The sequence below is a fragment of the Pseudomonas sp. NPDC088885 genome, from assembly GCF_044750025.1.
Taxonomy (GTDB): Bacteria; Pseudomonadota; Gammaproteobacteria; order Pseudomonadales; family Pseudomonadaceae; genus Aquipseudomonas; species Aquipseudomonas rustica.
The window spans coordinates 372635-394003 of sequence record NZ_JBIVJB010000001.1; the positions used below are offsets into that span (position 1 = coordinate 372635).

Genomic DNA, 21369 nt, shown 5'->3' on the forward strand with positions numbered 1-21369 from the left:
CGCCATGATTCTGTGGGAGCAGAGCTTGCTCGCGAAGGCGTCAGTACATTCAATACTGATGTTGAATGTACCGGCCTCTTCGCGAGCAAGCTCGGCTCCTACAGAAGGCTGCGATCTTTTGATTTAACGAATTTGATGTTTGTGCAGTAACCGGTAGAACGTAGGTCGCGAAACGCCCAGCACTTTTGCTGCCACACTCAAGTTGTCGCTGTGCCGATTCAATACATCGCACAAGGCCTGGCGTTCGGCGCGGGTTTTATAGTCTTCCAGGGTGCCCATCGGCGTGGCGATCGACTGCTGGCTGATCAAACCCAGATCTCGCGCTTCAATCTGTCGCCCTTCGGCCAGCACCAAACCACGACGAACGCGGTTGGCCAGTTCGCGCACATTGCCCGGCCAGTCGTGTTTGCCCATCGCAATCAGCGCGTCCTCACTGAAACTGCGCGGCCGGCGACCGGTTTCGTGGCTGTAGAAATGCGAGAAGTGGTTGGCCAGCATCGACAGATCGCCATGGCGTTCGCGCAACGGCGCGGTGACCACTTGCAGCACATTCAGCCGGTAATACAAATCCTCACGGAAACGTTTTTTCTCGATGGCCGACTCCAGATCAACGTGGGTCGCAGCCAATACCCGAACATCGACGGGGATCGGCTGACTGCCCCCGACTCGTTCAATGTGTTTTTCCTGGAGAAAACGCAGCAGATTGGCTTGCAGTTCCAGCGGCAGATCGCCGATTTCATCAAGAAACAGCGTGCCACCGTTGGCCGCTTCGATGCGCCCGATCTTGCGTTGATGAGCGCCCGTAAACGCGCCCTTCTCATGGCCAAACAATTCTGACTGGATCAAATGTTCAGGGATCGCCCCGCAGTTGATCGCTACAAAAGGTTTGCTGTGACGCTGCGATTGGCGATGCAGGGTGCGCGCCACCAATTCTTTGCCGGTGCCGCTTTCGCCACGGATCAGTACCGGCGACTCAGTCGGCGCCAGTTTGCTGAGCAATTTGCGCAGTTCACGAATCGGTCGACTGTCACCGAGCAACTCATGCTCTGGTTGATCGACGTGGATCGTGCCCTGCCCGCGTAGACGCGCCATGCCGAACGCGCGACCAAGGGTGACCTGCACCCGCGAGACGTCGAACGGCAAGGTATGAAAATCGAAAAACCATTCGCAAACGAAGTCGCCAACGTTCTGTAAACGCAGGACTTCCTGATTCAGCACGGCGATCCATTCAGTACCGCTGCGGCTGATCAGTTCTTTGACGGCTTCGGGGCGTTCGAGGTGAAACGGTTGCAATCGCAGCAACCCAACATCACAACTGCGGTCAGCGGCGTTTTCCAAAGTACAGCTGTCGACATCCCAGCCTATCGCACGTAAACCGGGCAACAGGCGATGACAATCGTCGCAAGGATCGACGACCAATAAACGTCTTAATGCAGGCGCTTCGCTCATGACTGTTCCTTGGCGCCAAATTATAAGAAATGATTGTAAAAACAGTCATTTGGCAGACCTGGCTGTAACATTAGCAAGATTTTGACAGCGCCTTGTATCGATTGCTTATAGGCATACAAGCGAACCAGTTATAAGAAGCGAAGTTGTTAGTCAGCTATCGACTTTGAATCTTTCAGCCAGCTTTCAATAGCTGTCGACAAACTGAGTATATGAAAGAAAGTTGAAATTTCTTTGTTTCAGGTGTGACCTGTCACCGGGTTGCGTGCATCAGTACAAGTAACCAGCCGAACGGTAAGCCCAACCGACGGCACATCACTTGATTGGGCACGACAGAGAGAAGACCCCATGACCGCCCCGCTCCGTATCAACGAAGCTCTTTTGATTGCCAACCACGCGTTCAAACCGTTCCAGTGCGTGGCTTGGGCCCCACAAGACGGCAATGGCGAAGTCAGCCTGACCGTCATCGACCGCACCAACAATCACATTGGTCGCAAACAGATTTCCAGCAGTGACTATTCGGATCCGGCACAACTTGAATTGGTCTTGCAGCAAGCTCGCGCACAATTGAGCGAAGAAGGTTACGAGCTGCAATCGTGGTCGATGCCGCACTGAGCAGAGTGCATTGCGGATGACTTCAATGTCATCCGCCCTCTTCTTGGTTAGTTGCCGTCTAGTTTTCACCCCGCGCACTTTTTACAACGTTCAGCAACGAAACCAGGCATAACTGCTTGGCAGGCTTGCAATTGGTTCAAAAAGACACTGTTTCGGCACAGTGCGACCCTCCGCCTGTTAGTTCTTACCGTTGTGCTTCTTTGTTATCAGGGATTGAATGTTCCGCTCATGCAGTTACCCACCCGGCTCCCGGGTTATGGTCAACTCGCAAGGAGATGCGTGCATGTTCAGCTCGAATGCTTTTGCGCTGGCACCCCCCATAAATAAAGTCGGACATCTTGATCAGACATTCGCTGCGACCGGCGTGGCGCAGGTTTATTTCGCCGGCAGCCTGTCGAGCATGACGCAAGGCGTGGCACTTGATCAGCAAGGTCGTGTATTGGTCGCCGCAAAAATCGGCACCGCTCATGGCAGCCGGTTTGGCCTGGCGCGATTGCTGGCCGATGGTTCTGCCGATCTTGGGTTCGGCCATCAGGGCAGCGTCATCGGCGAGTTCGCCGCCGGTTTCGAGGCCGCTGCCAGCAAGGTGCTGGCGCTGCCGGACGGCCGAATCCTGCTCGCCGGCCTGCATTATGAAAGCGCCCATCAAACCCTTCCCGCCTTCGCCTGCTTCGACGCCCACGGCCAGCCAGACCCGACCTTCGGCGACAATGGCCGGCAAGTCGTGCGCCTGCCGGGCAATCTGTCCATGGGCTCGCGCGATACCTGGCTACCGCCGGGCGTGCCCGGGGCCGAAGCCTGCGACTTCGCTGTGCAGGATGACGGGCACATCCTGCTGATCGCCAACCACCATTTCGAACTGGCCGATCACGCCGGAATGCTGATTCGCCTCAAACCCGACGGCAGTCTCGACGACACGTTCAACGGTCGCGGCTTTGTGATGATCCGCCATCTGTTGCTCAATACCTGGCTCAGCAGCCTGCTGTTGCAGGAGGACGGGCGGATCGTGGTGGCCGGTTCGATCGACTTTCCGCAGGAGGGCCTGCTCGCGCGCTATCTGCCCGACGGCAGTCTGGATGAACGTTTTGCGGTGGACGGCTTTATGGCGTTCAAGGCTCAGGGGCGAAGCGCGCAGGTCAGCCAGGTGATTGAATCGGCGGAACACCTGCATTGTTTCGGCAGCAGCCGTGATCCGATTCGCTGCGTGGCATTGTCGCTGCACCATAACGGCCGCCCGGATCTGCACAGTCATGACGGGCTTGCGCAGCTGTTGGAAATCGGCCCGAGCGGCTGCCAGTGGAGCGCCGCGCAACGCATGGCGGACGGTCGCATGATCGCAGTCGGCGCGACCATCGGCGGCGTTGAAGCGGATTTTATCGTCGCGCGCTATTTGGCTGACGGCAACCTCGACCCAAGTTTCGGCGATGGCTGCGGCTGGCTGCGCACACGGCTGGGACGCAGCCTCGACACCGCCAACTCACTGGCCCTGCAAGCCGATGGCGGGATTCTGGTCGGCGGTTATTCACTGGATGGCAACTACCGGGCAATGGTCGCGCGCTACCTCAACCCATAACGGGCTGTTGGCCTGTTGACCCGTTGACCCGTTGACCTGTTGACCTGTAGGAGCTGTCGAGTGAAACGAGGCTGCGATCTTTTGATCTTGTTCTTCATCTTGCAAAGTCAAAAGATCGCAGCCTCGTTTCACTCGACAGCTCCTACAAAGGAAGGCCGGGCCAAGTCATTAACAACTTGAACTTGCTCGACACATGCGGCAACTTGCGCGCTTCTTAAGACAAGGAGCAACCGATGTCCGGTTCAATGGCCCAGGCGTTCGCGCAAAATTTTCTCGGGCATTCGCCACGTTGGTATAAGGCGACCATCGTCGGATTCCTGATCCTCAATGCTGTAGTGCTGTTCACCGCAGGCCCGGTCGCTGCCGGTTGGTTGCTGGTGATCGAGTTCATTTTCACCCTGGCCATGGCGCTCAAGTGCTATCCACTGATGCCGGGCGGCCTGCTGCTGATCGAAGCGCTGCTGCTGAAGATGACCACGCCGCAGGCTCTCTATGATGAACTGGTGCACAACTTCCCGGTGATTCTGCTGCTGATGTTTATGGTGGCGGGCATCTACTTTATGAAGGATCTGCTGCTGTATTTGTTCTCGCGGCTGTTGCTGGGGGTTCGCTCGAAAGCGGCGCTGGCGTTGATGTTCTGCTTTCTCTCGGCGTTCCTGTCGGCGTTCCTTGATGCTTTGACCGTTACGGCTGTGATCATCAGTGCGGCGGTCGGTTTCTATTCGGTGTATCACCGCGTTGCCTCGGGCAACGATCCGCGTCAGGACAGCGAGTTTGGCGACGACCAACATTTGCCGAAACTGCATCACGACGATCTCGAACAATTCCGCGCGTTTCTGCGCAGCCTGTTGATGCACGGCGCGGTCGGCACGGCGCTGGGCGGTGTCTGCACGCTGGTCGGTGAGCCGCAAAACCTGTTGATCGGCCATGAAATGGGTTGGCACTTTGGCGAGTTTTTCAGCAAGGTCGCGCCGGTGTCGTTGCCGGTATTGGCGGCCGGTCTGGTGACCTGCGTGCTGCTGGAGAAACTGCGTTGGTTCGGCTACGGCACGCTGCTGCCGGACAACGTGCGCGCTGTGCTGGCCGATTACGCCGCCGAAGACGATGCCGAGCGTACCCCTCGTCAACGCGCCGCTTTGCTGGTGCAAGGTGCGGCGGCACTGATTTTGATTGGTTGCCTGGCGTTTCACGTCGCCGAAGTCGGCCTGATTGGACTGATGGTGATCGTGCTGATCACGGCGTTTACCGGGATCACCGATGAGCATCGTCTCGGTAGCGCGTTCAAGGACGCGATGCCGTTTACCGCATTGCTGGTGGTGTTTTTTGCGGTGGTGGCGGTGATTCATGATCAGCAATTGTTTGCGCCGCTGATTCAGTGGGTGCTGGCCCTGCCGGTCGAGCAACAACCGGGGATGCTGTTTATCGCCAACGGCGTGTTGTCGGCGATCAGTGACAACGTGTTTGTCGCGACCATTTACATCACCGAAGTGAAACAGGCCTTCCTCGCTGGGCACATGAGCCGCGAGCACTTCGAGACCTTGGCGATTGCGATCAACACCGGCACCAACCTGCCGAGCGTGGCGACGCCGAATGGTCAGGCAGCATTTCTGTTTCTGCTGACCTCAGCGATTGCCCCGCTGGTGCGCTTGTCGTACGGGCGGATGGTGTGGATGGCGCTGCCATACACCTTCGTGATGGGCCTGCTGGGCTGGTACGCCGTGAGCTACTGGCTCTGACAACAACCTCATGTAGGAGCTGCCGAAGGCTGCGATCTGTTGATCTTGCTGCATAAAAACAAGATCAAAAGATCGCAGCCTTCGGCAGCTCCTACGGGTGTTACTGGAGGATGTATTTTTCGATAGCTTGGGCGACGCCGTCTTCGGTGTTGGGGGCGGTGACTACGTCGGCTTGGCGCTTTACCGCGTCCTCAGCCTGGCCCATGGCAATCGATAATCCGGCGCAATGGAACATCGCCGGGTCGTTGCCGCCGTCACCGATCGCGGCGGTCTGTTCCAGCGGGATGCCCAGGTGCTCGGCAATCGTCGTCAGTGCGGTGCCTTTGTTGGCTTCCAGCGCGGTCACGTCGAGGTACACCGGTTGCGAGCGCGAGACTTGCGCCATGCCGTTGACTTTTGGAATCAAGCGAGCTTCCAATTCGATCAGCAGTTCAGTGTTGTTGCTGGTCGCGACGATCTTATCGATGCGCTCCAGATACGGCTCGAAACTCTCAACCACCACCGGCGGATAGCCGAGGCCATGCTGCTCGCGCGGCACCATCGGCCCGTGCGGATCCTTCAGCAGCCAGTCGCCGCCGCTGAACACCCAGATTTCCACGTCCGGCTGATCGGCGAACGTCGCCAGTGCAATCAGCGCGGTGGTGGCCGGCAAATAATGCGCGGCCAGCAAACTGCCGTCCGGATTGACGATGGTGCCGCCATTGAATGCCGCCGTCGGCAGATCAACGCCCAAGGCTTCGATCTGCTGCAACATGGCTTTCGGTGGACGCCCGGTGGCGAGGCTGAACAACACGCCCGCCTCACGCAAGGCACGAACCGCATCAATGGTGCGCTGGCTCAGCGTGTGATCGGGCAGCAACAGCGTGCCGTCCATGTCACTGAGCAGAAAACGGATGGGTTGTTTCGGCAGGTCACTCATCCGAGGCCATGCCAGACGCGACCATCGCGAGTCAGCAAGTCTTCGGCGGCTTGCGGGCCATCGTCACCGGCAGCATAAGTCTGCACGCTCGCGTCCTGTTGCCAGGCATCGAGGAACGGTTGCACGGCGCGCCAGCCGTTCTCGATGTTGTCGGCGCGCTGGAACAGCGTCTGATCGCCGGTCAGGCAGTCGTAGATCAGGGTTTCGTAACCCGTCGACGGCTGCATCTCGAAGAAATCCTTGTAGGCAAACCCCAACTCGATGTTGGCCATGTTCAGCGCCGGCCCCGGCCGTTTGGCCAGCAGGTCGAACCACATGCCTTCGTTGGGCTGGATCTGGATGCGCAGGTAAGTCGGCTGCAACTCGTCGACTTCGGTGTCACGGAACTGCGCATAAGGCGCCGGTTTGAAGCAGATGACGATCTCGGTGTCGCGCACGCTCATGCGTTTGCCGGTGCGCAGATAGAACGGCACGCCGACCCAGCGCCAGTTATCGATCATGACTTTCAGCGCCACGTAGGTTTCCGTGGTGCTGTCTGGCGAAACGTTGGGCTCTTGGCGATAACCGTTCAGGGCTTTGCCGTCGACTTCACCGGCACTGTACTGACCGCGAACCGAATTCGCGCGCGCCTCTTCAGTCGTCCACGGACGAATCGCGCCGACTACCTTGGCCTTTTCGCCACGCACCGCATCGGCGCCGAACGCGGCCGGCGGTTCCATGGCGACCATGGCCAGCAACTGGAACAGGTGATTGGGCACCATGTCGCGCAGGGCACCGGTGTGTTCGTAAAAACTGCCACGGGTTTCAACACCGACGGTTTCCGCCGCGGTGATCTGCACGTGGTCGATGTAATGGTTGTTCCAGAACGCTTCGAACAGGCTGTTGGAAAACCGGCTGACCAGAATGTTCTGCACGGTTTCCTTGCCCAGGTAATGGTCAATCCGATAAATCTGCTTCTCGGACATCACCTTGAGCAAACAGGCGTTGAGCGCTTCAGCGGTGTGCAAATCGGAGCCGAACGGCTTCTCGATCACCACCCTTCTGAACGCTTCTGGAGTTTCCTCCAGCAAACCGGCGCTGCCCAGTCGGCGCACCACTTCACTGAAGAAACGTGGCGCGGTGGCCAGATAGAACACCGCATTGCCAGTGCCGCTGTCGGCGATTTTCGCCGCCAGCGCGGAATAGGTGCTGTCGTCCAGGAAGTCGCCCTGGACGTAGCTGATACCTTTGGCGAGCTTGGCCCACAAGGCCGGATCAAGCATCTGATCGCCCTTGCCGACCTTCGCCGCCACTTCGGTACGGATGAAGTCTTCGAGCTTTTGCGCGAAGGCCTCATCGGTAATGGCGTTGTGGTCAACGCCGACGATCCGCAGGTTCTCGTCAAGCAGGCCGTCGCGACTGAGGTTGTACAGCGCCGGCATCAGCAAGCGCTTGACCAGGTCGCCGTGGGCACCGAACAGGAACAGCGTGGTCGGTGGAGCGGGTTCTGCCTTGGATTTCTTGCGGATCGTATGACTCATTTCTTCGGTGTCTCCACATGGCCGCCGAAGCCGAAGCGTTGGGCCGAAAGAATCTTGTCGCCAAATGTACCCTGACCGCGTGAGCGGTAGCGCGAGAACAGCGAGTTGGACAGCACCGGTACCGGCACCGCTTGTTCCATGGCCGCTTCGATGGTCCATTGACCTTCGCCGCTGTCCGCTACCGAACCGGAGAAGCCGTCGAGTTTCGGATCGCTGGCCAGCGCATCAGCCGTCAGATCGAGCAACCACGAGGACACCACGCTGCCACGACGCCACACTTCAGCGATGTCAGCCACGTTCAGATCAAAACGCTGATCTTCCGGCAGACGCTCGCTGGATTTGGTCTTGAGGATGTCGAAGCCCTCAGCGAACGCGGCCATCATGCCGTACTCGATGCCGTTGTGAATCATCTTCACGAAGTGCCCGGCACCGGCAGGACCGGCATGGATGTAGCCGTGTTCGGCACGTTGATCATCGGACTTGCGATCCTTGGTGCGCGGGATGTCACCCATGCCCGGCGCCAGTGCAGCGAACAGTGGGTCGAGGCGCTGCACGGTTTCAGCGTCGCCGCCGATCATCATGCAATAGCCGCGCTCCAGGCCCCAGACGCCGCCCGAGGTACCGACGTCGATGTAGTGCAGGCCCTTCTCGTTCAGGGTCTTGGCCCGGCGAATATCATCCTTATAGTTGGTGTTGCCGCCGTCGATGATGGTGTCGCCGGCCTCCAGCAGTGTGCTCAGGGTGTTGATGGTGTCTTCGGTCGGCGCGCCGGCCGGCAGCATGACCCAGACCGCACGCGGTTTGGCCAGACCGGCAACCAGCGCCGGCAAGTCGGCGACGCCCGTGGAGCCCTCGGCGACCAGGTTGTCGATGAAAGCGGTATTGCGGTCGTAAACAACGGTGGTGTGACCGTTGAGCATCAGACGCCGCGCAATATTGCCGCCCATGCGGCCCAGTCCAATAATCCCGAGTTGCATGTGCTGATGCTCCTTACTACAAATAAATGTGTGTCATTGGTTATAGCCCAACGCGACTGATAGGAGGTTAGTCCAGAGCGTTGCGATGAAGTTTCCGGGCATTGTGCCCGATCCAGACTGATAACGCCCCGAAACGTGGCAAAGACACACCGACCATGAAAAATAAAAAAGTTCCATTCACAGGTAAAAGAAATCAAAATTGGCGCCGATAGTAAGTCACTGCCCCAAAACGGGGGTGGTTTACAGTTGAGACACGCCATTTGCGAGGTGAGCAATGGGCACAGTACACACAGCAATGCCGCCACAAACCCTGTACGTGACAATCCGTCGCGATGAATTGCGCCAGTTGAAAGACGAGCGCGACCAATTGAAACAGGAGCTGGCGCAACTGCGCGCGCTGACTCAGGGTCCCGCGTCCAAGCCGCTGCCGGTTGTCCTTCGCGCGCCCAACGCTTGATCCCCGCCTCTTTCGGGAACGGCCTGTGTCGTTCCCGACATGATTCACCTCCTGTTGTAACTCGCAACTAACAAAGTTTTCACATTGCCTTGCCCATACTCCGGCGCATTCTGGCCGGGCGTTCGCGTTCGGCCTCCGTTCGTCGGTTTCATGCTCTCGTTTCATGAAGCGTTCCGGCGGTGGTTGTGAAACAGAGCTGGAGTGCTGAATGGCATTGTTCAAACGCAGCAAAACGACTGCGACAGGTTTTGACTGGGCCGGTTTTCTCTGGCTGTTCGTTTTCTTCTGGTACTTCTCGGGTATTACCCAACTGCTGATCCAGTTGACCGGCACTTCAGGCTTCACCGGTTTCCGTCAGGCGTTTGTGATGAGCGCCATCTGGCTGGCGCCGATGCTGCTGTTCCCCAAGCGCACGAAACTGATTGCCGCCGTGATCGGCGTGGTGCTGTGGGCCTGCTCGATGGCCAGCCTCGGTTACTTTTTCATCTATCAGCAAGAATTCTCGCAAAGCGTCATCTTCATCATGTTCGAGTCGAACATTTCTGAAGCGGGCGAGTACATGACCCAGTACTTTGCCTGGTGGATGGTGCCGGCGTTCCTTGCTCACACTCTGTTCGCCTACTTCCTGTGGACGCGTCTACGCCCGGTGTACATGCCGCGTGGCCGTGCCTACGTGGCTGCCGCCGCGATCGTGATTGCAGTGGCTGGCTACCCGCTGATCAAGCAAACCATGCGCACCGGCAGCTTTACTGAAGGCTTCGAAAAGTTCGAAACGCGCATCGAGCCGGCCGTGCCGTGGCAGATGGCGGTGGCCTATCACCGCTACGTCAACACCCTGGCCGACATGCAGGACATGCTGCACAGCGCGAGCAAGATTCCGCCGCTGAAAAACCTCCAGGACGCGTCTGCCAATCAGCCAGCGACTCTGGTGTTGGTTATCGGCGAGTCGACCAACCGTCAGCGCATGAGCCTTTATGGTTACCCGCGCAAGACCACGCCGGAACTGGACAAGCTCAAAGATCAGCTCGCGGTGTTCGACAATGTCATCACCCCGCGCCCTTACACCATCGAAGCCTTGCAGCAAGTGCTGACCTTCGCTGATGAAGAGAATCCGGATCTGTACCTGTCGACGCCGTCGCTGGTCAGCATGATGAAACAGGCCGGTTACAAGACCTTCTGGATCACCAACCAGCAGACCATGACCAAGCGCAACACCATGCTTACGACCTTTTCCGAACAGGCCGACGAGCAGGTGTACCTGAACAACAACCGCAACCAGAACGCCGCGCAGTACGACGGCGACGTGATCGAGCCGTTCAACAAGGCCCTGACCGATCCGGCACCGCGCAAGTTGATCGTCGTGCATTTGCTCGGCACGCACATGAGCTACCAGTACCGTTATCCACCGAGCTTCGACAAGTTCCAGGATCGCACCGGCGTACCGGCCGGCGTGCGTGACGATCAGGTGCCGACTTACAACAGCTACGACAACGCCGTGTTGTACAACGACTTTGTGGTGTCGAGCCTGATCAAGGACTACGCCAAGTCCGATCCGAACGGCTTCCTGCTGTACCTCTCCGACCACGGTGAAGACGTGTTCGACTCGGTCGGCCACACCACGCTGGGCCGTAACGAGAACAAACCGACCGCGCCGATGTACACCATTCCGTTCATGGCGTGGGCATCGCCAAAGTGGCGTGAAAACCATGACTGGAATTTCGCCGGCGATCTCGATCGGCCGTACAGCAGTTCGCACCTGATTCACACCTGGGCGGATCTGGCCGGTTTGAGTTCCGATGAACTGGATCGCAGCAAGAGCCTGGTGAGTGACAGCTTCAAGCCGCGTCCGTTGTTGATCGGCAACCCGTATGAGAAGCAGCAACGTGCCTTGATCGACTTCAGTCTGATGAAGCCGAAAAAACCTGCAGAGGCACCACCCGAAGTGGCGCAACAGCATTAACGAAAAGGGGCCTAAAAGGCCCCTTTTTCATGCCCACCATTCCCCTGTAGGAACTGCCGAAGGCTGCGATCTTTTGATCTTGTCTTTTAAAAATAAAGCCAAAAGATCGCAGCCTTCGGCAGCTCCTACCGGGTTTTGAAACATCTTCAAATAACAATATTTCTTGTTTGTTACTAAATCGCATCCGCTCTCTTCGTCTTTGAACCAAAGGATATTTCCCCTCGAAGACAAGGAGTCGGCTGCGATGTTCGCGCCTATCACCCGTTCCATGACCCTCACCCTCGGCCTCTGCGGTGTTGCACTGAGCCCTGACTTGCTGGCCGAAACAGACGTTGAAAAAAAGCCAGAGCCAGCCTCAACGGCGCTCGAACTGGCGTCGACCAACGTTACCGCCCAAGGTTTGGGCACCACCACCGAAAACACCGATGCCTACACCACCGGCGCCATGAGCACCGCGACCCGACTGAACCTGTCGATCAAGGAGACCCCGCAATCCGTGTCCGTGGTCACCCGTCAGCAAATGGACGATTTCAAACTCGGTACCTTGTCCGAAGCCATGAGCCAGACCACGGGTATCGTCGTGCAGCACAACGATTCGGATCGGGTCGGTTATTCGTCGCGCGGCTACTCGATCAACAATTTCCAGATCGACGGGATGCTCAACACCTTCGACCGGATGAAGACCGATGCCGACACCATTATCTACGACCGCATCGAAGTGGTACGCGGCGCTACCGGCCTGACCACGGGCGCTGGCGACCCTTCGGCGACGATCAACATGGTGCGCAAACGCCCGACGGCTCAATGGCAGGCGCTGGCCGGGGTCAGCGGCGGCAGTTATGACGATTACTACAGCTACGTCGACGTTGGCGGCCCGTTGGCATTCGATGGTCGTTTACGCGGGCGCACGGTGCTGGCGTATCGCGACAGCCAGTCGTTCCGCGACAGCTACGCCCTGCAACGTGAAGTCGGCTACGGCATTCTTGAGGCGGATCTGACTGACTCCACCGTGTTGGCAGTGGGTTATGACTATCAGGACAAACAGGTTCAGGGCACCTCCTGGGGCACCCTGCCGTACTGGAATGCCGATGGCACGAAGGCCGGGCTCGGTCGTTCGACCAACATGGCGACGTCATGGAGTTCGTGGCCGCTGCGCGATAAAACCGCGTTCGCCACGCTGGATCAGCATCTGGCCGGTGGCTGGCACCTGAAAGCCGCCTATACCCACCGCGACAGCGATGTCGACGGCAAGGTTTATTACGGCGGCACCGGGTTCCCGGAAGCCGATCGCAGCGGCATGTACGCCTACCGGGGCCATATGCTCGGGAACCAGAAAATGAATGTGTACGACTTCAATCTGTCCGGGCCGTACAGCCTGCTCGGCCGTGAGCACGAAATGATGCTCGGTTATGGCGAGGCGAATCACCGTTCGTATTCCCCGTCCATCGTCGCGGGCGCGGTGCCTGAGGGTTATGACAGCATTCGTGACTGGAAATACATGGGCGATATCGCCAAGTTCTCCGACACCGTTACCGGCCGCACCGGCTCGCGCAGCAGCACCCGCCAGAAGGCCGGCTACATCGCCACGCGCCTGAGCCTGACCGATGAACTGCACGCGGTGATCGGCAGCCGCTATGGCAGTTGGGAAGGCAAAAAGGACGATCGTTACTATGACGAGAACCTGCAACTGACCAGTGTCGACAGCACCACTCAGCGCCAGAACGACATCTGGACGCCGTATGCCGGTCTGCTCTACGACCTGACGCCGGAATACACCGTCTACGCCAGTTACACCGATATTTTCAAACCGCAGAGTTACCGCGACAGCAGCCGCAACTACCTGGATCCGGTGGTGGGCAGTAACTACGAAGTCGGCCTCAAGGGCAGCCTGCTGGAAGAACGCCTGAACGTCGCGACAGCGGTGTTCTGGAGCAAGCAGGACAACGTGGCCGAACTCGACGATTCGGTCCCACCGGATCCGGCTAGCGGCGAAGAGTTTTATAAGTCTGGCGGCAAGGGCAACAAGGTCAACGGTTTTGAGGCGGAAGTGTCGGGCGAAGTGATGACGGGCTGGAACATGACGGCCGGTTACACCTATACCCACTCGGTTAACGGCGACAAACAGCGCACCAATACCAGTTCGCCGTTGAACATGCTGCGCGTGTCGACGGCGTATCGTTTGCCGGGTGATTGGCAGGCACTGACGGTGGGCGGTGCGGTGAATTGGCAGAGTGCGATGTTCGACTACGCTGATCGACCGGTGGGGCGTGAGGCGAATGGTGATTTCATTACAGAGAACACCAAGATTCATCAAGGTGCTTACACCGTGGTCAAGCTGATGTCGCGTTATCAATTCGACGAGCACGTGTCGGCGTCGCTGAACGTCGACAACCTGTTTGACGAGAAGTATTACGACAATGTCGGCTTCTACAACGGCGTGTTCTGGGGTGATCCGCGCACGGTGACGCTGAGTCTGGACTGGAAGCTTTAGTCCCTCCCCTATCCGAGTAGTGCAGGGTTTATCGGTGGTGAGGGGATTTATCTGTGGCGAGGGGATTTATCCCCGTTGGGGCGCGCAGCGGCCCCGCTTTTGATCTGAAAAAGCAGGGGCCTGCTGCGCAGGCCAGCGGGGATAAATCCCCTCGCCACAGATAAATCCCCTCGCCACAAGTATTAGGGTGTTAACCCCGAGTTAATTCGTAAGGAACACACTCGCTTTCGAGTTCTGCTTCATGGACGAACGGCTCCGACTTGTTCAGTAGGAGGCACCATGAAAACCACGACTGTAATGCTTGCCGGGCTGCTAGCCCTTGGCTCTGCCAGCGCTTTTGCCGAAGGGGGCGCCGAACGCATGCGCTACTACTTCAACAACTTTCCCGTTCACCACGCGCAAAGCGAACAGGTGAGCGACGCCAAGACCAAAGAACTGCGGGTTCCCGACGACCAGACGGCCCAAGTGACCGAGTCTTATCGCAACTGAATCACCGATGGACCTGCGAGGACTGTGCTCCGGTCACCGCAGATGACAGTTGGGCGCCCTGTTGGGGCGCCTTTTTTTATGCCTGCAAATCCTTGATCCAGAACAGCATGCGGCCGTGCTCCGGGTTGAACATCCCCGGGGCAAAACCGAATTTGCGGTAAGAGCCCTGGGCGATATCGTTGCCTTCGAGCACTTCAAGGGTGATCTTGCAGCAGCCACGCTGGCGGGCGATGTCCTCGACCTTGCGCAGCATCTTCTGGCTTAAGCCGAGACCGCGAAACTTGTTCACCACCGCCACATCGTGAACATTGACCAGCGGTCGGCAGGCGAACGTCGAAAAGCCTTCAAAGCAGTTCACCAAACCGGCCGGCTCACCGCCAACGAACGCCAGCACGCTGAACGCATGCGGTCGCCGGGCCAGCTCTTCCGGCAGGCGTTGCAGCAGCTCGGGGGCAATCGGATGACCGCCGCCCATGGGATCTTCTGCATAGTTGTTGAGCACCACGCCGATGGCCTCGGCATGCACTGGATTGGTGTAACTGGCCTGAAGTACAAGAATTTCTGCGGAATCCATTTCCATCCCCAAACACACAACCCCGGCGCGCAAAGTGCGCACTGATAGGCTGCCTGACCTTAGCGCGAGCACGGTGTTGTCGACAAGATCAAAAGATCGCAGCCTTCGGCAGCTCCTACATGGACCCCATTCCCCTGTAGGAGCTGCCGAAGGCTGCGATCTTTTGCTTTTGAAAAATCAATGCCCCCAAATCAGCTCTTCCGTCCAGCCGAGTTCGGCGAAGTCTTCAGCCCGCAACCCGGCCTCTCCCGCGCAGAAAAACTCATCCAGTTGCGGCGGCTTCACCGAGGTGGCGCTGAGCATTGCGTGCACCTGCCCACGATGATGAATCTGATGTTCAAACAGATGCGAAAGCATGCGCAAACGGCTGTCATGTTGCGGCGTGTCGCGGGCGATGGTGACGATTCGGCCCAGATCGGCATCGCGCATCTGCTCGCAATAGGCGATCAGCCGGCGATCCACATGCGCCTGTTCCTCGCGCAGGGACGCTGCCTCGGTAAACGGCTCGTCCTGATTGAAAAAAACGTAACAATCCGGGTGCGGCTCGGCCCCGCGCAACTCGCGTTCCAGCGCGTCGACATAGAACCAGTCGCAAGTGAGGATGTGATGGAGGGTCAGACGAATACTGGGGAAAAAACTGATGCGCGGCGCGACGAGATCCGCGCCATCGAGCTGCATCCAGGCCTTGGCCAGACGATGGTTGGCCCAGGCATTTTGATAGGCCATGGTCAGCAAATGATGGGAAAGCGGCTGGGTCATGTTGGCGCCCTCTTCACTCACGCTTCGGCAAAGCGCTGCAATTGCATCTCCTGCAAACGGCTGAGGGTGCGACGGAACGGGAATTCCAGATAACCCTCGGTGTACAGCGCATCCATCGGCACTTGCGCCTCAATGTACAGCGGCACCTTGCGGTCGTAGCACTCGTCGACCAGGGCGATGAAGCGCCGTACACCGTCGTCATGCACCGACAACTGCGGCAACTCGCGATCCCCCGCCGCCACGCGCTCGGCGTTGTCCTCGGTGCCACGGGCAATGCGCCCTTCGCGTTTCTGCGCGCTGAGGTTGGGCACCTCGCTCAACAGAATAGACTGATAGGCATCACACAGCGCGATGAAATCCATGGCGGCGAACGGTTGCTCGCAGAGATCGGCGTAGCGACACCAGAGCACCGTCGCACTGGCCTGCACCACGTTCAACACGCGGTGGCCGACCGACACAGGCTCAGCGCTGGCGGGTTGCCCGGCGTTCAGCGTTTGAAACACCTCATCCAGCGCGCTGCCCTGCTCCGGCGTGGCGACGAAGTAACGCTGCAGCCCGGTGCCGGGGTGCAGACGATGGTCTTCGGCGCCGTTCACCGGCACCACCTGCATGTGCGCCTTGATCGAAGCGATTGCCGGCGTGAAGCGGTCACGGTTGAAGCCATCGGCGTACAGATCATCCGGCGGCAGATTGGACGTGCAAACCACCACCACGCCTTCGTCGAACATCACCTGAAATAGCCGACCGAGAATGATCGCGTCACCAATGTCGTTGACGAACAGTTCGTCGAAGCACAGCACCCGCACTTCGGCTGCCAGTTCCTTGGCCAGCGCGCGCAACGGGTCGGCGATGCCGGTCAATTGGAACGAACGCTGATGCACCCAGCCCATGAAGTGATGGAAATGTTGCCGCCGCGCCGGCACGCGCAGGCTTTGATAGAACTGATCCATCAGCCACGTTTTGCCCCGCCCGACCGGGCCCCACAAATAAACGCCAGTGACCGAACGGGCCCCGGCGTGCAGAGCTTCGTGGCATTTTTGCAACGCCCAGACGGCGTGCTCCTGAGCTTCATCCTGGATGAAGCCCTTGTGCTCGATGGCGTGTTGCCAGGCGCTGAGGGGGGAATCGAAAGTCATGCGCGGGAGTATGCCACGACGGCCTTAAAAACGGACTCATCGCCGTTAGCCAACCAGGCTTGAGAACACCGCAAAACCCTGTAGGAGCCGAGCTTGCTCGCGAAGGCGGCGTATCAGTCGACGCATGAATTGACTGATCCACCGCCTTCGCGAGCAAGCTCGGCTCCTACAAATACGAGGGTACCGTTGAGCGGAGTGTGTCTTGACAGAAGAATATTACCAACATCATATTGGCGCCATATTTCAACCGTAATCTTACTGAATCGGATCGGGAGCATTGCCATGCACTACAAGGTTTTTGGCCGTAAAACCGGCTTGCGCGTATCGGAACTGGCGCTGGGCGCCGGCAACTTTGGCACCGGTTGGGGGCATGGCGCAGAGCGTGACGAAGCCAAACGCATGTTCGACGGTTACCTCGAGGCCGGCGGTAATTTCATCGACACCGCCAATGGTTATCAGGGTGGGCAATCGGAATCGATGCTCAGTGAGTTCATCGCCCCGGAACGCGATCGACTGGTCATCGCCACCAAATACAGCATGGGCACCACGCCGGCGGCCGGTATTTCCCACACCGGCAACAGCCGCAAAAACATGGTGCGTGCCGTCGAAGAAAGCCTGAAGCGCTTGAAGACCGATCACATCGATCTGTTCTGGGCGCACATCAGCGATGGCGTGACGCCGATGGAAGAGATCCTGCGCGGGTTCGATGATCTGGTGCGCGCCGGCAAGATTCACTACGCCGGTTTGTCGAACTTCCCGGCCTGGCGCATCGCTCGCGCCGACGTGCTGGCAGAGGTGCGCGGGTTCGCGCCGATTGCTGCGATTCAAGTCGAGTACAGCCTCGCCGAACGCACCGCCGAACGGGAATTACTGCCGATGGCCGAAGCACTCGGACTGGCCGCAACTCTCTGGTCGCCATTGGGCGGCGGCTTCCTCACCGGCAAGTATCGCGGCAACGATGACAACAACCGCGCGGCCAAACTCGGCATGCTGGTGCATGCGGAAAAAAGCGCACGGGAAACGACTTTGCTCGATGCCTTGCTTGCGGTTGCCAGCGAGATCGGCGCTAGCCCCACTCACATTGCGATTGCCTGGCTGCGCGAAAAAGCCAAGCGCTCGACCACGGCGCTGATCCCGATTCTGGGTTCGCGTACCCGTGAACAACTGGATGCGACGTTGGGGGCGCTAGCGGTGCAACTGAGCGATGAACAACTGGCGAGGCTGGAGGGTGTGAGTAGCGTGCCGGCGGGCGTGCCGTTCGAGACGATTGCCAGTTCAGCACCCCGCTACACCGGGCCGGAGACGCTGGATCGGCCAATCATTCCAGTGGCCTGACACCCGCAACGCGACACACCCTTGTAGGAGCAGAGCTTGCTCGCGAAGGCGGTGGTTCAGTCAACTCATGCATCGACTGATACGCCGCTTTCGCGAGCAAGCTCTGCTCCTACAAAGGTCCACCGCGGTTAGAGGTCGACTTTGTGCTTGGCGGCGTAGAGGCAAAGCATTTCCATGGCCAGTGTGGCGGCGGCCAGTGAAGTGACTTCGGCGTGATCGTAGGCCGGGGCCACTTCGACGACGTCCATGCCCACCAGATTGATCCCGCGCAAACCGCCAAGAATCTCCAGTGCCTGCACCGTGCTCAAACCGCCGCACACCGGCGTACCCGTGCCAGGCGCAAACGCCGGATCAAGGCAGTCGATATCGAACGTCAGGTACACCGGGTTATCGCCGACCCGCGCGCGGATCGCTTCGACAATCGCCTCGCAACCGCGCCGATGCACTTGCCGCGCATCAAGCACCTGAAAACCCATGTTGTCGTCATTGGTGGTGCGCAAACCGATCTGCACCGAACGCGCCGGATCCACCAGACCTTCCTTCGCGGCGTGCCAGAACATGGTGCCGTGATCGACGCGTTTGCCCTCCTCGTCCGGCCAAGTGTCGCTGTGCGCATCGAAGTGGATCAGCGACAGCGTGCCGTGCTTGCGCGCATGGGCCTTGAGCAGCGGATAGCTGACGAAATGGTCGCCGCCGAAAGTGAGCATGGCCGCGCCGGATTCAAGAATCTGCTCGGCGTGGGCCTCGATGCTTTCCGGGATGCTGTGCGGCGAGCCGTAATCGAAATCGCAGTCACCGTAATCGACCACTGCCAGATGATCGAACGGGTCGAACGTCCATGGCCAGTGGCGTTCCCAGGCAATCCCGGTCGACGCCGCACGAATCCCGCGCGGCCCGAAACGTGCGCCCGGGCGGTTGCTGGTGGCGGTGTCGAACGGCACACCGCTGACCGCCACATCAACACCGCGCAGATCACGGCTGTAACGCCGGCGCATGAAACTGGTGATACCGGCGTAAGTGCTTTCGGCAGAGGTGCCATACAGGCTGTCGCGCGTCAGGGCTTGGTCGTTGAGCATCGGCACGTCCATCGGAGTGCTCCTTTTTTTATCGTTACTGGTGGCTACGGAAAGTGGTCCACAGACGCGTGCGCTGACGCATGTCCTTGAGGCTCATGCTGCGGTCGGCGTAAAGCAGCTCGCGCACATTGGCCGGCGGATAAATGTCCGGATCGTTGCGCACCGCTTCATCCACCAGCGGCGTCGCTGCCTGGTTGGCGGTGGCAAAAAACAGCGTGTTGGTCAGCTCGGCGACCGAGTCAGGCCGCAGCATGAATTCGATGAACGCCCGCGCAGCTTCAGGGTGTGGCGCGTCCTTGGGGATGGCCAGGTTGTCTTGCCAGATCAACGTGCCCTCCTTGGGAATGCGGTAAGCGACTTCGAACGGCTTGTTGGCCTTGTGCGCCTGATCCGCCGCCATGCTCGCGTCACCGTTGTAGGTCAGCGCGAGACAGACCGTGCCGTTGGCCAGATCGCTGATCTGCCGACCCGTGGCGACGTAGAGCACGGACGGTTGCAGTTTTTGCAGCAGCGCTTCGGCAGCGGCCAGATCAGTTTTGTCGGTGCTGTACGGATCTTTGCCGAGGTAGTGCAGCGCGAGGCCGATGACTTCCTGCGGCGAATCAAGAATCGCGATGCCGCAGTCTTTGAGCTTGCTGGCGTATTCCGGTTTGAACAGCAAATCGAGGCTGTTCAACGGCACGTCCGGCAAACGTTTTTTCACCGCTTCGACGTTCATGCCCAACCCCAGCGTGCCCCAGGTGTACGGCACGGCATAACGATTGCCGGGGTCAACGGCCGCCAGTTTCGTCAACAAATCCGCATCGAGATTGGCGTAGCCCTTGAGCCCTTCGTGAGGAATTTCCTTCAGCGCCCCCGCGGCCAATCCACGGGCCAGCACGCTGGACGACGGCACCACCACGTCATAACCGCTGCCGCCGGTGAGCAATTTGGTCTCGAGCACTTCCGAGGTATCGAACGTGTCGTAACGCACATGAATACCGGTCTCTTTCTCGAAACGCTGCAGCGTCTGCGGCGGCACGTAATCGGCCCAACTGTAGAGGTTGAGGGTCTTGTCCTCGGCTTGAGCCATGCTGACAACGGTAAACAGCAACGCGGGGAAACACAGCTTGAACATGGGAGCCATGACGCACACCTGACCGAGGGAAGTGGTTGCAGCGTGCGCCGTCGGATACATTAGAAAAATACCTGAATAGTTATCCTGACTTTATTGCGGAGTAATGTGATGCTCGGTCAGCTCCACGATGTCGATTTGCAGCTGTTGCGCCTGTTCGTCAGCGTGGTCGAGTGCGGCGGTTTCAGCGCGGCGCAGGGTGAGCTGGGGCTCAGCCAGTCGAGCATCAGCCAGCAAATGGCCAAGCTCGAAACCCGCCTCGGCTATCGTCTTTGCAGCCGTGGCAAGGGCGGCTTCAGCGTGACGCCCAAGGGCGAGCAACTGCTGATCGCCGCGCGCACGCTGTTTGAATCCATTGAAACCTTTCGCCATCAATCCAACGGCGTCGCCGGGCGTTTGATCGGTGAGGTGCGGCTGGGCATTTCTGAAGCGGTCGATCAATCGGTGTTGCAACGGGTGGCGCAAGCGATTCGGCGCTTTCGCGAGCGTGATGAATCGGTGCGCATCGAAGTGATCAGTGCGATGCCCGGCGAGATGGAGCGCTTGTTGTTGCGGCAGCGGCTGGATCTGGCGATCGGTTATTTTTCGCAGGTGCAAAGTGCGTTCGACTATCACGAGTTGTTCAGCGAAACCCAGCATTTGTATTGCGCGGCGGGACATCCGCTGTTCACCGATGATGCGCCCAGCGATGCGGCGCTGGCGGCGTGCGACCGCGTCGATCATCCGTACCGGTTTCTGCGCAGTGACGAGCCGTTTCAGGGCAAGGTGTGTTCGGCGCGGTCTGAGCAGGTAGAAGGCACATTGGCGTTTATTTTGTCGGGCAAGCATGTGGGGTATTTGCCGGATCACTATGCGCGGGGTTTGCAGGACAAGGGTTTATTGCGACCGGTGCGTGAAGGTGAGTTGAGTTTCGATGTGGCGTTTCACCTGGCGCGGCACCGGGCGCAAGTGCCGGGGGATGCGCAGAAAGCCTTCGAAGAAGACTTGCTCACTGCTTTCACCTAAGCCAACGCAATACCTGTGGCGAGGGGATTTATCCCCGATGGACTGCGCAGCAGTCCCCTGCATTTCAACTGGCAAAAAAAGCGAGGGCCGCTGCGCGCCCCATCGGGGATAAATCCCCTCGCCACAGTTGAATCCTGTCACCTCAAGATAAATGTCAGGTTCAAAGTTATATACAAAAGCCGCCACG

At 58.9% G+C, this 21369-nt stretch carries 19 protein-coding genes; 9 read left to right on the plus strand and 10 right to left on the minus strand.

Features of this window, described 5'->3' with window-relative positions; genetic code table 11:
- Positions 1–123: 123 nt before the first annotated feature.
- On the minus strand, positions 124–1449 hold the full coding sequence (locus ACIP1X_RS01455; RefSeq protein ID WP_400748611.1) for a sigma 54-interacting transcriptional regulator: 1326 nt from the start codon (positions 1447–1449) through the stop codon (positions 124–126).
- 345 nt (positions 1450–1794) lie between these two features.
- Between ACIP1X_RS01455 and ACIP1X_RS01460 the strand changes: the two genes are divergently transcribed.
- The 3 genes from ACIP1X_RS01460 to nhaB all read left to right on the plus strand — a co-directional run bounded on the left by ACIP1X_RS01460 (position 1795) and on the right by nhaB (position 5370).
- Complete coding sequence (locus tag ACIP1X_RS01460) at positions 1795–2061, plus strand: hypothetical protein (protein WP_053119811.1); 267 nt, start codon at positions 1795–1797, stop codon at positions 2059–2061.
- Positions 2062–2344: 283 nt separating this feature from the next.
- Positions 2345–3634 (plus strand): hypothetical protein, encoded by a 1290-nt coding sequence (locus ACIP1X_RS01465; RefSeq protein WP_400748614.1) that lies wholly within the window; start codon positions 2345–2347, stop codon positions 3632–3634.
- A 233-nt stretch (positions 3635–3867) separates the two neighbouring features.
- Complete coding sequence (gene nhaB / locus ACIP1X_RS01470; protein ID WP_400748616.1) at positions 3868–5370, plus strand: sodium/proton antiporter NhaB; 1503 nt, start codon at positions 3868–3870, stop codon at positions 5368–5370.
- A 100-nt stretch (positions 5371–5470) separates the two neighbouring features.
- Here nhaB and ACIP1X_RS01475 read toward each other — a convergent pair whose 3' ends face one another.
- Genes ACIP1X_RS01475 through gnd form a run of 3 tightly spaced genes read right to left on the minus strand, consistent with a single transcriptional unit; the run spans position 5471 to position 8786 of the window.
- Entirely contained in the window at positions 5471–6289 is an 819-nt protein-coding gene (locus tag ACIP1X_RS01475; RefSeq protein ID WP_400748619.1) for an HAD family hydrolase, read from the minus strand.
- The gene (gene zwf / locus ACIP1X_RS01480) at positions 6286–7809 is read right to left on the minus strand and encodes a glucose-6-phosphate dehydrogenase (RefSeq protein WP_400748622.1); all 1524 of its coding nucleotides are present in this window, start codon (positions 7807–7809) and stop codon (positions 6286–6288) included. Before zwf ends, ACIP1X_RS01475 begins: the two co-directional genes overlap by 4 nt.
- Complete coding sequence (gnd, locus tag ACIP1X_RS01485; protein WP_400748624.1) at positions 7806–8786, minus strand: phosphogluconate dehydrogenase (NAD(+)-dependent, decarboxylating); 981 nt, start codon at positions 8784–8786, stop codon at positions 7806–7808. The genes zwf and gnd overlap by 4 nt, the downstream gene beginning before the upstream one ends.
- A 274-nt stretch (positions 8787–9060) precedes the next feature.
- On the opposite strand from gnd, the gene ACIP1X_RS01490 reads away from it, so the two are divergent.
- Positions 9061–9243 (plus strand): DUF6026 family protein, encoded by a 183-nt coding sequence (locus ACIP1X_RS01490; protein WP_212549414.1) that lies wholly within the window; start codon positions 9061–9063, stop codon positions 9241–9243.
- A 208-nt stretch (positions 9244–9451) separates the two neighbouring features.
- Positions 9452–11203, plus strand: a complete 1752-nt coding sequence (locus ACIP1X_RS01495; protein ID WP_400748627.1) for a phosphoethanolamine transferase CptA — start codon at positions 9452–9454, stop codon at positions 11201–11203.
- Positions 11204–11230: 27 nt separating this feature from the next.
- Here ACIP1X_RS01495 and ACIP1X_RS01500 read toward each other — a convergent pair whose 3' ends face one another.
- Entirely contained in the window at positions 11231–11473 is a 243-nt protein-coding gene (locus tag ACIP1X_RS01500) for a hypothetical protein (protein ID WP_400748629.1), read from the minus strand.
- Here ACIP1X_RS01500 and ACIP1X_RS01505 point away from each other — a divergent pair.
- Both ACIP1X_RS01505 and ACIP1X_RS01510 read left to right on the plus strand, forming a co-directional pair.
- On the plus strand, positions 11448–13694 hold the full coding sequence (locus ACIP1X_RS01505; RefSeq protein ID WP_400748632.1) for a TonB-dependent siderophore receptor: 2247 nt from the start codon (positions 11448–11450) through the stop codon (positions 13692–13694). The two genes, ACIP1X_RS01500 and ACIP1X_RS01505, sit on opposite strands and share 26 nt — an antisense overlap.
- Positions 13695–13973: 279 nt before the next feature.
- Positions 13974–14183 carry a hypothetical protein gene (locus tag ACIP1X_RS01510; protein ID WP_053119794.1) on the plus strand — a complete coding sequence of 70 codons (210 nt, stop codon included), beginning with the start codon at positions 13974–13976 and terminating at the stop codon, positions 14181–14183.
- A gap of 76 nt (positions 14184–14259) precedes the next feature.
- Here ACIP1X_RS01510 and ACIP1X_RS01515 read toward each other — a convergent pair whose 3' ends face one another.
- From ACIP1X_RS01515 to zapE, 3 genes are all read right to left on the minus strand, one after another.
- Positions 14260–14757, minus strand: coding sequence for a GNAT family N-acetyltransferase (locus ACIP1X_RS01515; RefSeq protein WP_053119792.1), 498 nt, complete (start codon positions 14755–14757; stop codon positions 14260–14262).
- Positions 14758–14934: 177 nt separating this feature from the next.
- Positions 14935–15516 (minus strand): DinB family protein, encoded by a 582-nt coding sequence (locus tag ACIP1X_RS01520; RefSeq protein WP_400748634.1) that lies wholly within the window; start codon positions 15514–15516, stop codon positions 14935–14937.
- A gap of 17 nt (positions 15517–15533) precedes the next feature.
- Positions 15534–16652, minus strand: coding sequence for a cell division protein ZapE (gene zapE / locus ACIP1X_RS01525; RefSeq protein ID WP_400748636.1), 1119 nt, complete (start codon positions 16650–16652; stop codon positions 15534–15536).
- Between the two features lie 282 nt (positions 16653–16934).
- On the opposite strand from zapE, the gene ACIP1X_RS01530 reads away from it, so the two are divergent.
- Positions 16935–17987, plus strand: a complete 1053-nt coding sequence (locus tag ACIP1X_RS01530) for an aldo/keto reductase (protein ID WP_400748639.1) — start codon at positions 16935–16937, stop codon at positions 17985–17987.
- Positions 17988–18115: 128 nt separating this feature from the next.
- On the opposite strand, the gene speB is transcribed toward ACIP1X_RS01530, so the two are convergent.
- Positions 18116–19075: an agmatinase gene (speB, locus tag ACIP1X_RS01535; RefSeq protein ID WP_053119787.1), complete on the minus strand. Its 960-nt coding sequence runs from the start codon at positions 19073–19075 to the stop codon at positions 18116–18118.
- Positions 19076–19097: 22 nt separating this feature from the next.
- On the minus strand, positions 19098–20189 hold the full coding sequence (locus ACIP1X_RS01540; protein ID WP_400748642.1) for a polyamine ABC transporter substrate-binding protein: 1092 nt from the start codon (positions 20187–20189) through the stop codon (positions 19098–19100).
- A 99-nt stretch (positions 20190–20288) separates the two neighbouring features.
- On the opposite strand from ACIP1X_RS01540, the gene ACIP1X_RS01545 reads away from it, so the two are divergent.
- The gene (locus tag ACIP1X_RS01545; RefSeq protein ID WP_400748645.1) at positions 20289–21182 is read left to right on the plus strand and encodes a LysR family transcriptional regulator; all 894 of its coding nucleotides are present in this window, start codon (positions 20289–20291) and stop codon (positions 21180–21182) included.
- Positions 21183–21369: the final 187 nt, after the last annotated feature.